At 57.0% G+C, this 10392-nt stretch carries 9 protein-coding genes and 1 pseudogene; 5 read left to right on the top strand and 5 right to left on the bottom strand.

Going from position 1 to position 10392, the window contains the following annotated elements; all coding sequences use genetic code 11:
- Positions 1-4: 4 nt before the first annotated feature.
- Positions 5-97: pseudogene (locus N2601_RS34365) on the top strand (recombinase family protein); the annotation flags it as partial.
- A 49-nt stretch (positions 98-146) separates the two neighbouring features.
- Here the strand turns inward: N2601_RS34365 and N2601_RS33555 are convergent.
- The gene (locus N2601_RS33555; protein ID WP_260306200.1) at positions 147-641 is read right to left on the bottom strand and encodes a hypothetical protein; all 495 of its coding nucleotides are present in this window, start codon (positions 639-641) and stop codon (positions 147-149) included.
- Positions 642-705: 64 nt separating this feature from the next.
- A complete protein-coding gene (locus N2601_RS33550) occupies positions 706-1851 on the bottom strand; it encodes an RHE_PE00001 family protein (protein ID WP_260306198.1) in 1146 nt (381 codons plus the stop codon).
- A gap of 169 nt (positions 1852-2020) precedes the next feature.
- On the opposite strand from N2601_RS33550, the gene N2601_RS33545 reads away from it, so the two are divergent.
- The 4 genes from N2601_RS33545 to N2601_RS33530 all read left to right on the top strand — a co-directional run bounded on the left by N2601_RS33545 (position 2021) and on the right by N2601_RS33530 (position 6581).
- Positions 2021-2308, top strand: a complete 288-nt coding sequence (locus N2601_RS33545; RefSeq protein WP_260306197.1) for a DUF7673 family protein — start codon at positions 2021-2023, stop codon at positions 2306-2308.
- Positions 2308-3462 (top strand): site-specific integrase, encoded by a 1155-nt coding sequence (locus N2601_RS33540; protein ID WP_260306196.1) that lies wholly within the window; start codon positions 2308-2310, stop codon positions 3460-3462. Before N2601_RS33545 ends, N2601_RS33540 begins: the two co-directional genes overlap by 1 nt.
- Before the next feature lie 329 nt (positions 3463-3791).
- Complete coding sequence (locus tag N2601_RS33535) at positions 3792-5330, top strand: dsDNA nuclease domain-containing protein (RefSeq protein ID WP_260306195.1); 1539 nt, start codon at positions 3792-3794, stop codon at positions 5328-5330.
- A gap of 216 nt (positions 5331-5546) precedes the next feature.
- Entirely contained in the window at positions 5547-6581 is a 1035-nt protein-coding gene (locus tag N2601_RS33530) for an RES family NAD+ phosphorylase (RefSeq protein WP_260306194.1), read from the top strand.
- Between the two features lie 144 nt (positions 6582-6725).
- On the opposite strand, the gene repC is transcribed toward N2601_RS33530, so the two are convergent.
- The 3 genes from repC to repA all read right to left on the bottom strand — a co-directional run bounded on the left by repC (position 6726) and on the right by repA (position 10392).
- Entirely contained in the window at positions 6726-7943 is a 1218-nt protein-coding gene (repC, locus tag N2601_RS33525) for a plasmid replication protein RepC (RefSeq protein ID WP_260306193.1), read from the bottom strand.
- A 172-nt stretch (positions 7944-8115) separates the two neighbouring features.
- Complete coding sequence (gene repB, locus N2601_RS33520; protein WP_260306192.1) at positions 8116-9072, bottom strand: plasmid partitioning protein RepB; 957 nt, start codon at positions 9070-9072, stop codon at positions 8116-8118.
- Positions 9073-9195: 123 nt separating this feature from the next.
- The gene (gene repA, locus N2601_RS33515) at positions 9196-10392 is read right to left on the bottom strand and encodes a plasmid partitioning protein RepA (RefSeq protein ID WP_260306191.1); all 1197 of its coding nucleotides are present in this window, start codon (positions 10390-10392) and stop codon (positions 9196-9198) included.

Below are 10392 nucleotides of genomic sequence, written 5' to 3'. Positions count from 1 at the left end.
GCTTAGAATTAGACAGCAGACTGCATCAGGCCGCATGGTCTTTGGAGTCTTCGCGACGTTAACCGGGTTATACCGTGATCTTGTCCGTGAACGTTCTTGATAGGATAAACTCGGCGTCAAGCGCGTTAGCTTGCAAACTGTTCAAATTACCCTCTCGGGAGAGGAGCAAATAGCTCCCGTATAATTGCTGTTACGATCTGAAACGTCGTCAGGAACATGGGTGGGTTTAGCACGATATCGCTGCCGTGCATGAACGTGTTGCGCATGTGGCTAAGGTAATCGATCTCTGACTGAATCAGACTTTGTGCTTTTGCCGTCCTGAGAAGCTCATCGAGCATCGCCGGCCGCGGCTTGCCACGCTTATCAACACGTCCCACAAACTGGGCGCCTATCCTTTCTCGCAACGCGAGCTCCAAACAAGGAAACGTTTGTGCTGCTGCCACTGTCAGTAGATCGTAGGAGAAGTAGGAATATGCGTGCCGCACCGCGTCGTGGGCTCGCCGCACACTTTCGGGCGCGGTCTCCGGGATGTCGCAGGCGAGCATATCCAAGTGGAGTTCGTCGAGCCTGCTGCCGACAAATCCCACGGTACCTGCGAAAAACGGGTCAGCCTTTGTCAGATCTTCAGCGCGTTTGAGCACGGTCTTGTTTCCTCCGATGTGTTTTGATCTCTTATGATGCCGCATGGCCATGGCGCAGGGACCACTACAGCACACCCCACGCCCGAAACCTCCCCCTGCCCGTCATCTCGCGTAATCCCAGCTCGCCGACGATCCGCCGCGCAGCCTGCGGCGTGACCTCGAGCCTCTCGGCCACCATAGTGGCCGACACTAGCGGTTTTGCCATCACCAGTTCGATCAATTCCGGCAGTTTTGAAGAGGTCCGCCGCCCATCCAGTTTCCGCTCCATCATGGTGCGTGCCAGCGCTAGCCGGTCATGTTCCTTCAGCCCGATCTCGGCGGCCGCCAGGAAACCCTGCGCGATCGCCAGCAGCCGGGTTCCGCGATCGCGATGCCGGCGCCGATCGACGGGGATGGTTTTCAGGCCGAGATTGATCGCCGCGAGATGCGCCGCGGTGGTAACGCCGGCCTGACGTAGGATCGATGCCGCCAACAACTGGCCGAGCCAGGGCGCATGCTGAAGGACGGAAAGTTCGTTCCAGGCATCGAGGGCGACGATCGCCTGCAGCACCGCCGGCAGGTTTTCAGCCTGCCGCAGTACGGCCCGCCACTCGTCTAGCCGCTCGTCTTCGTCCCAGTCGAGATCATAGACCATCGGGTCTTTTTCTGCCGTGCCAGCACGGCCGGGCCGCGTCGCGCTCTCGATCGCGGCCTCCGATCGGGCAAGCACCGCATCGATGGCGGCATAGTCAACGCCCGGAATATTTTCGTTCTGGTCCGCGTCATCCCCCTCCCCTTCCCCTTCCGGATCGATCACAACCGCGGGCCGAATAACGCGGGCAGGCTCCGCCGCCTCAGCGCCGTCTGGAGTGATGTCCGACGTCTGTCGCAAAGTTCGGATACCCTCTGTCGATAACGCCCAATTCCGCGACTGCGCAGCAATGCGCCGGCGGGTTCGTAAAACGTCACGGGCAATGGTGAGTTCGTGGGTTGGCGTGCGGATGTCGCGCGTGGCGTCGTGGAGGACGAGATCTTCGAGATGCACGAGTTCGCCGTCGATCCACAGCGAGGCGCAGGCATCGGCATAATGCATGCGTTCAAGCCAGCCTCCGCCGACCGGCGAGCGGGCGATGCGCTCGTCGAGGCGTGCCAGGTCGATGCCGGCGCGAAAGGCCGGCTGCATCAGGGCTGTCGTGCTGATTTTCGTGATATCGTAAGCCATTGAAATCATGGTAAACGATTTGCTAAACGAACTCTATCCGAAAGTTTGGGTTCCTCACTTCGCATGATTGCGGGTCGGGTTTTCTACCATCGATAACTATCGCTTATCGATGGTAGATCGACAAGGCCCGCAAATCACCCTATCGTCGCGCCATCAACCGCCGGAAAGGCCAGCATCCATGCAAGATCGCGTCCGCTTCGCCCTCGAAAAGCTGCTCAACGTCGCCCACGGCGACACCGGCCAGAGCCGTCGCGTCGCCAATTTTTTGCTCGCCTGGTGGAACGCCGAGGTGCATGGCGGTTTCGATCTGACCGACCTGGCCGATCTCGATCCCGAAATCTGCGAGGACATGATCACCGTCTTCACCTTCATCGCCCGCGAGGAGACGCTGTCCTATCCCGATGCCTACAAGCCGGAGATTATTCAGATCATCCGCCGCTGGCGGCCGCATGTCGAGATCGACTAATGGCGGCCCCGCGGAAATCGGCCGGCCTGTCCGGCGTGGAACGGCGCGCCGTTGAACTTGATACGATCGCCTCGGTGCTGCCGATCGATCGACGCGACGAACTCGCCGAGCTGCTGACCGACAGCGATATCGAAACGCTGCGCCATCTCGTCAACGAGGGGATGGGCGCCAACACGCTGCGGGCTATCACATCCGACCTGGCCTATATTGAAGCCTGGGCATTGGCCGTCACAAAACGATCGCTGCCCTGGCCGGCACCTGAGGCGCTGCTGTTGAAATTCGTCGCGCAGCACCTATGGGATCCGCAGAAGCGGGTCGCCGATCCCGATCACGGCATGCCGGCCGATGTCGACGACAATCTTCGCGGCCAAGGTTTTCTGAAAACTGTCGGCCCGCACGCGCCGGCGACCGTGCGCCGGCGGCTCGCTAACTGGTCGACGCTGACCAAATGGCGCGGCCTCGACGGCGCCTTCGCCTCCCCTGCCCTGAAGTCGGCCATCCGCCTCGCCGTGCGCGCCGTCCCGCGGACGCGTCGAAGGAAAAGCGCCAAGGCCGTCACGGGTGACGTGCTGGCAAAGCTGCTGGCGACCTGTGCGACCGACAGCCTGCGCGATGTGCGGGACCGCGCAATCCTGATGGTCGCCTTCGCCTCGGGCGGCCGCCGACGCAGCGAGATCGCCGGGCTACGCTGTGAGCAGTTGACGGTCGAGCCGCCGATCCCGGTCGAGAACGGAGCCCCCTTCCCCTCTTTGGCCATCCATCTCGGCCGAACCAAGACAAGCAGCGGCGAGCAGGACGACGTCGTCTACTTGACCGGACGGCCGGTGGAGGCGCTGCATGCCTGGATGGCCGCCGCCAAGATCGACAGCGGCAGCGTGTTTCGGGGGATCGGGCGCTGGGGGTCCGTTTCGAAGCGGGCGCTCGATGCGCAGTCGGTCAACGCGATCGTCAAGCGGCGGGCGGAGATGGCCGGGCTGGAGGTTGGGGAGTTTTCTGCGCATGGGTTGCGATCGGGATATCTCACTGAGGCTGCTAATCGTGGAATTCCTCTTCCTGAGGCGATGGAGCAATCACGCCACCGTTCAGTCCAGCAAGCATCCAGTTACTATAATAGCGCAACGCGACGAAATGGCAGAGCTGCCCGCATGCTGTGAAGACAGCTGAGAGCTAAGCGGCTAGGCATGCATATGCGCGACAGTTTCGGAATACTCGCCGTTCCAGGCCGACGTGAAAAGAGTTCGACAACGCCCAACTAAACCTTCCGGGGAAGAGCAAAAATTGTGTGGTGATCCACCCACCGACAGGTCCGCTCCGCCGAAAGTACGGTGTCGATTCTTGAAAACATCGTGATTAATGCTGTGGAATTTGGGCGGTGATTAACCGCGGATTACCAACTCACTTGTTACGAACTTGGAGGAAGGCACCCATAAGATCGGCCAACACAGTGACACTTTCGCCTCTACCGCATACTAGCGAAGACAAAATGATCAGCGGTACTGTGTCCCCACAACGAAATCGCGCACAAGCCGCTGTGATGGCTTTGTACGCGATAAAGATGCTCAACTATGGCAGTCCGATCAAGGAACTCTATACGGAGTTGCACGAGGATTTCTTAGCCCGCCTCAAAACGGATCGATATATCTTCTTTCAGGTAAAAACCCGATCGCTTGGTCTCCCCGCGTTCTCCCTAGACCATGACATCAAAACTGCGCTTGCCAACTTTGTTCTAAAGGATTCGGAATTCCCCAATCTGATAGATCAATTCGTACTTATCAGTAATATCGGTTTTCAACGAAAAAAGCGGAAGGGATCCGTCAATCCCTATGAGTTTCTGAGCTGGAGCAAAAGGCCGATCGATGAAAACGATGCCTGCCGCTCTGTGGCGGAGGAAATAGCGAAAATCGCGAGCAAGCGAGACGTAGAGGGCTCTGCGCGAGAGTTTACAATCGATCAAGTTCGCGCGGCGATGAAGCGCGTCGACTTGCGAGCCGAGCTTTTCGAACCCAATGCAATCGTTTTGCTCGTTCTCGCCGGCCTCTTGAAAAGCCCGCTCGCGGGTCTGGTTGACCCGAGGGGTTTGTTAGCGCTTGCCGATGACCTGATCAACGACATGTTCAACCGCGCGGCATTGGGCGAATTTCGCATTCTACCAGGCGACATAGACCCTGAGGCACACTTTGACACAACGCATGATAGCGCTCGGATCCTATCAAGAAGAGTTGACCGCGCCAGTCTGGAAAAACTGATCTCCAATCATCTGAATGATGATCGCCTTACTTTGAAAGGTATGGTCACGAAGATCGCGATCACGCCGGATTTCGAAATTGACGAAACTGACGAATCTCTTCGTGCAAAGATCTACCATTTGCGTGAAAAGAAGCGCGATGGCGAACCCGCATCGATAGAATGTAACATAGTGCGGTTGCCTCAAGAGGGTGGTCTGGAACTGCAATTCGATGACCTAGCTCGTGATCGAGAAGTTGCTCGACAAGTAGTTTATGCCATCGGGATGCTGCTTGATGAAGAAGTCACGCGGAATATCCTTGCTACCGATTCCGTTTGGGATTTGGCCTCGGCTGTGCGGGCGTTTGTTATATCCCTAAACCCACTATCTGATATTCATGCAACGTCGAGAGACGTAGCTCCGTATGACTTGCTAATTTCCAGCGACCGATTTGCCCACGAATTCATGTCTCTTCCGGTAGACGAAGCGACAATCGTTTCCGTCTATCAGGACCAAATGATGCGAGACCCTTTCGTGCAAGGTTCAGAGGAGCGCGACATCAATGCGATTCTCCTCGATCAAAATCCCTATTTGTATGTATCCGATCTTCCTCGCCCTTTCCTCACCGAGGTAGTATTGCCGCGCATCATATTGTTTCTATACCTCGAGGAACGGCGATCTGGGTCGGCCGGCGCACCGCAAAATCTAGACGTTTCGGGCTGGCTCATTCGATTTGAGCATGTGCGCTCCCTTCCATTACACGATGCACACCTGGGACAAGAATTTCCATTTGGATGAATAGATAGCCGCCGACCGCCCTTTGGGGGGTCGCTAGGATCTCTTCCGGCATAGCGTGTCATCCAGGATACGTTGCAGAAAAGAAGTGGCATCGTTACGTCCGTATTCGCAACCGCTTGTAACATTTTCATCTTTTCACCTGTCACGGACGTTGCAAATCCCAAACAGAGTACAATCGTGTTCCCGCAGTGCCGCCTCATGAATACAGGAGCAGACTTGAGCGACCGAAAGCTTACAGAAGGAAATGACGGGCAGACTATCGTTCCCAATGGCGCGGACGCGAGTTACCTGGCCGTCTCGGAATGGGATATTGGCACCTTTAATGACATCCTTTCAGACGAAATCGATTCAGACTTTGCCTCAAGCATCTGTTGCTGCGATGCCTGTTACGATGAATTTGCACGTCGTTGGCCGGGCGTCACCATGCATGATCTCACGTTCATGAACAATGCGATGACCGTCGAGTATTGTGTCGAGCAGAGCCGCCTCGTCCAGCTTTACACGCCGGCCGAACTGAAAACTCTCAAACATTTCGTTCAGTGCCCTCGCTGCGATACGTATGTGCAGAAATCAGTTCATATTTTCGAACACCCGTTTGATCGGGTCAGGGAAATCGAGGAGTGGATTGATGAGCTTGCAGAAATAGGAAGCCGCACACCCTTCCTACTTCTGGAGCATCCGTTCGCACGAGGCATACTGGAAGCAGTGCGCGATCTGTCCCTGGAAACCCAACCCTCCGCCCTAGAGGGTGCTTTTTTCCGCGCCAGGAAGACCGCTGATATTCTGCGTCTCGGCCAAAGCCTTTCCGACGTGACCACGTTTGGTCCCGCGCCTTCGTCCGTGATTGGCGAAGGGCGCTTCAATCATGCCGGCTCACCCATGGTCTATCTCGCGACAACCGTCGAGACGGCTCTCCTTGAGATCGGCTCCACCGAGGATGAATATTGCATAGCCGAACTTTCCATCGAGGGGCAATTCAAGATCCTGGACCTGATAGAGCTGAACGACAGCTCCGAAGCTCGAACCCCGATCCTTGCGATGGCGAACAGCGCATTAGTCGCGGCACCCCGCGCCGATCGCGGATGGTTACGGCCGGAGTATGTGTTCTCACGCTTCGTGGCGGACTGCGCAAAGAACGCCGGGTTCGACGCAATACGGTATGCCTCGACGAAATCCGGAGGCGGGGAGAACTACGTGCTTCTGTCAGCACCACAGGATCTCCTCTCTCTCATCCACGTTCACAGGCGCTGAAGCCATTCCGCCTACTCCTTCATTTCAGTGTCACCGCGCCAGGACAATCATCAATCAGACACGAAAGTTTCCGGCTGGCAACTTTTCACTTTTCGTATTTATAATCAGTACCTTAGCCATAATATTCGCGACTTTCACCGTGCATCAAGCCGATGATTTCATCGGAACGGCGTTTGCCCTGAGCTGCGCGAACAGCATCGGCCCGAGCGAAAACTCCCCTCGCCGCGCCTTTGCGGTCAGATCCCGCAGATACCCACCAGCCGAATTGATATGCCCCGCCCTCTCATAGATGCAAGCAATTGCGATTGCAGCGCCGGCTTGCCCCAGGATTTCGCAGGCATCCTCATAGGCCGACGGGCTGACACCAAGCGTCGAGCGGACCGTAACCGCCGCCGACATCAACTCCCGCCAGCTTCCGATTGATCCGCCCGGCCCGAACGGTGCAATTTCAGGGCAAGCTCTCAACACCAGCGACAATGGAAAGACTTCCGGTTCGCCTTTCCGCTCTCTCTGCCTATTTTGCTCTGACTTTTCGCCCTGCTTCTTTTCGAAGCTAGGTTCAAGTTCATTGCAAGATTCGGTATTTGAATTCTGTATGTGCCGTCCGTCCGCGATGGCATTGCCATCGCATTTTACGACTTCTTCCTGTGTTTCCAACATCCTAGAGACCTCTTCATGCAGGAGGCTCATTTCATCCAGGCTTGTCATTACGTCCTGCAAAGTCGGTCGCCGCGCAAACCTTCCAACGATCTCGACAAAATATGCTTCCGCGGCTGCCCAGTCGCCGGCCAGGTTCTCCTCCATGCCCACGGTAATCAGCTTCCTGACATCTCGGCGCACGATCGTCAGCCGGTCCTTCATGACACGGAACCGGCGCTTTTCGGCTGCGACCTCTTGCGCCAGAGAAGCAAACTCCGCCGCGCGCGCAAGAAGCGGTGCGAGACTGAAGCCGTACGCATCCTCGATACCGCCGTCGTCACCCTTGCGGGCGTAGCGCTTACCGTTCGGACTATCCTTGCGGATGATAATGCCAGCCTCAACGAGGGCGCCAAGGCACTTGCGTAAGGTCGTATCGGCAATGCCATTCGCACGCGCGGACAGCTGAGCGTTTGACGGAAAGACGATAAGGTTCATCTCTCCATTGAGCTCCGAACCCGGGCAGAATGACAGTAGGGCGTTCAAAACAGTTAAGGCGCGGTCCTGCAGACTGAGGCGTGTGCGAGCATCGCCAACGTCACGAAACACGCTCCACTTGTCTACCGAACGACCTCCTGCGGACTGCTCGGTCCTCACCTGGCGTTTTACCAAGGCAAGGGTCATCGGCCGCCGCCCGAAAGGCGTCGTTATATATCCCTTTTCCATGTCTTCACCTTTCACAAGGCAAAGAAAAGGCCACGCCGACATGGCGTTGACTCTTGACTGTGATTCCGGGAAGTGCGATTCTCTAAGCGACCAAACTGAGAGAGGCCTTCTGGAACACCGTTTCGGAGGGCTTTTTCTTTGCGCTATCGATCCTTTCCTCGTCTCATTTCACCTACTCCTTCGTCTTCTTAAACGAGGCGTAGATTTCTGGGAGAACCGACATCAGGTAATCCCCGAACTCTGGGGCTGCCTTTTTGTCGATCGTCAACGTCAGTGTGCGCTTGTCCTGGCGAAAACTCGCGGCTTTGACGCCGTCGTCGGCCTGCCAAACCACTGCCTGAACCTTCTCTTTCTTCACTTTCTTTGGCGCCGCCGCTTCGAAGACACGAACAAAGCGCTCGTCCGAGGGGAGAGCTTTCACCTCGCCATCAGACAAAACCTCTCGCGCGTTAATAATTGCACCATCCTTGCTCAACCGTGCGGCCAACTCGCCCCAGCGGTCCCGGCCCGTTTTAGGGGCCGCGCCGATCCCGCGAATGATATCCGTCGGTAGCTGCGTCGCCGCCTGGATCAGGCGGGACAGATTGCTCTTGTCGACGGCAAGGGCGGCCATGATGACGGATCGCTGGACGCCGTTCGCCTCAAGCTCGGCTGCGTAAAGCGCACGTTCGATGAACGAGAGATCCTGTCGCGCGCTGTTTTCCTGCCCTTGGGCCAGGACGAGTTCGTCATCGCTCAGCGTCCGGACGGCTGCCTTGATCTGGAGCCCTGCGGCTTTGACCGCGCGTAGACGACGGCGCCCATAAGCGATCTGATAGCGGCCTTCGATCGACGGGTGCGGCCGAACAAGGATAGGAACCTGCTGACCGTTCTCCCGAATGTTTCGGGCAAACTCCTCGAACTGCTCTCCATCCTCATCGAGGCGATCCGTAACGGATGGCGCGTCGATGAGGTCTGGATCCAGGTCGATCAGCGATTGGGATTTCAACAGCTCGATGGAACGCGAAACAGCCCCAATCGCTCCACGTGGAGCATATTGCGGCGTGATGCCTTCCTGGGCCGAGGCATCAGCGCCGTCGGCCTGGGACTTCGGGCCGGCGAGGTCGGAGAGAAGGTGTTTTCTAGCCATTTTCTGCTCCTATTTTCGTATCTGAAAGAGCGAAACCGGCCAGCATTTCCAGGCCGTTAGGCGCAAAGTTTCCGGCTGGCAACTTCTTAGCCATGCAGCAGCTCATAGTGGTTGTCATCGACATCATTTCCGACCCCACGATGACTGAATCAGCTGCTCAATTTCGTTGTTCACGTTGTCGAGCGACTCCATCGCCCGATCGTAGGTCGCCCTTGTGAACTGGTCGCGGCTGACCTCGTAGAGTGTCTGCTTGGTGATGCCGGCGTCTGAGATTGCCGTGCTCTTAAGCATGGGATGGTTCAGGACATGATCCCCGAACATGGTCCGCATGAACGAAACCATCTGATTCTGCGGGCCATCGCCGGGCTCGTAGCGAGTCACGAGATAACGCATCCAGTCGTAGTTCATGCTGCCGCCGGCATCGGCTACGACGCTCAGAAGCTCCGAAGTCATCAGTAGGAACTGACACATGGACATAACGTCAAGCATCTGGGGATGGACCGTCACGAGAACGGCGGTGGCGGCACAAAGTGCCGAGATCGTCAAAAATCCGAGTTGAGGAGGGCAGTCCACGACGACTACATCATAGTCGTCCGCCACCGATGCAATCGCATCGTCCATCCGCGTGAAGAAGATGTTCTTACGATCACTCGAGCCAAGCACCTTCGCGGTGTCGTGTTCGAACTCCATGAGCTCGAGATTTCCAGGGACGAGGTCGAGGTTGGTGAAGTAGGTGTTCTTGATGACCTCCTTCAACGGCCGCCGTTCGCTGTCGTACCGGACTGCCCCATAAAGGGTCTCATTGTCTTTCACATCGAACTCGGGCTGGAAGCCATGTAGCGCCGACATACTGGCCTGGGGATCAAGATCAATCGCGAGCACCCGATAACCGTTAAGCGCGAGGTACTGAGCAAGATGAGCTGCCGTCGTTGTCTTGCCGGATCCGCCTTTGAAATTGACCGCAGTGATGACCTGCAGGTGCTCACGTCCCGTGCGCCGTGGCGAATAGCGGCGGTCACCTTTGCCGTTTTCGTCGAGATACTCGCGAAGAGCCTGGATAGTCTCCACGGAGTACGAGCGACGGCCATTCGCACCCACTTCGGGCTGCGGTCCTTTCCCTTCAAGTGACAGATGGCGGAGATAACCGTCGTTGACACCGATAAGCTTGGCAGCCTCGATCGATGAGAATGAGCGAAGCGTTTTGCGTGCCTCAGGTGGATAGAGCTTAACGCGATGTTCGTGTAATGCGCCGGAGAGATCTCGCGCGTGTGCCGCTATCAGTTTATGGATAGCCTTCTGAAGCTGGGCGGGATTTTCCAC

The sequence above is a fragment of the Rhizobium sp. CB3060 genome (assembly GCF_025200735.1).
In the GTDB taxonomy this organism is placed as follows: domain Bacteria; phylum Pseudomonadota; class Alphaproteobacteria; order Rhizobiales; family Rhizobiaceae; genus Rhizobium.
The sequence above is the reverse complement of the archived record's forward strand: the minus strand, read 5'-3'. Positions and strand labels throughout refer to the sequence as shown.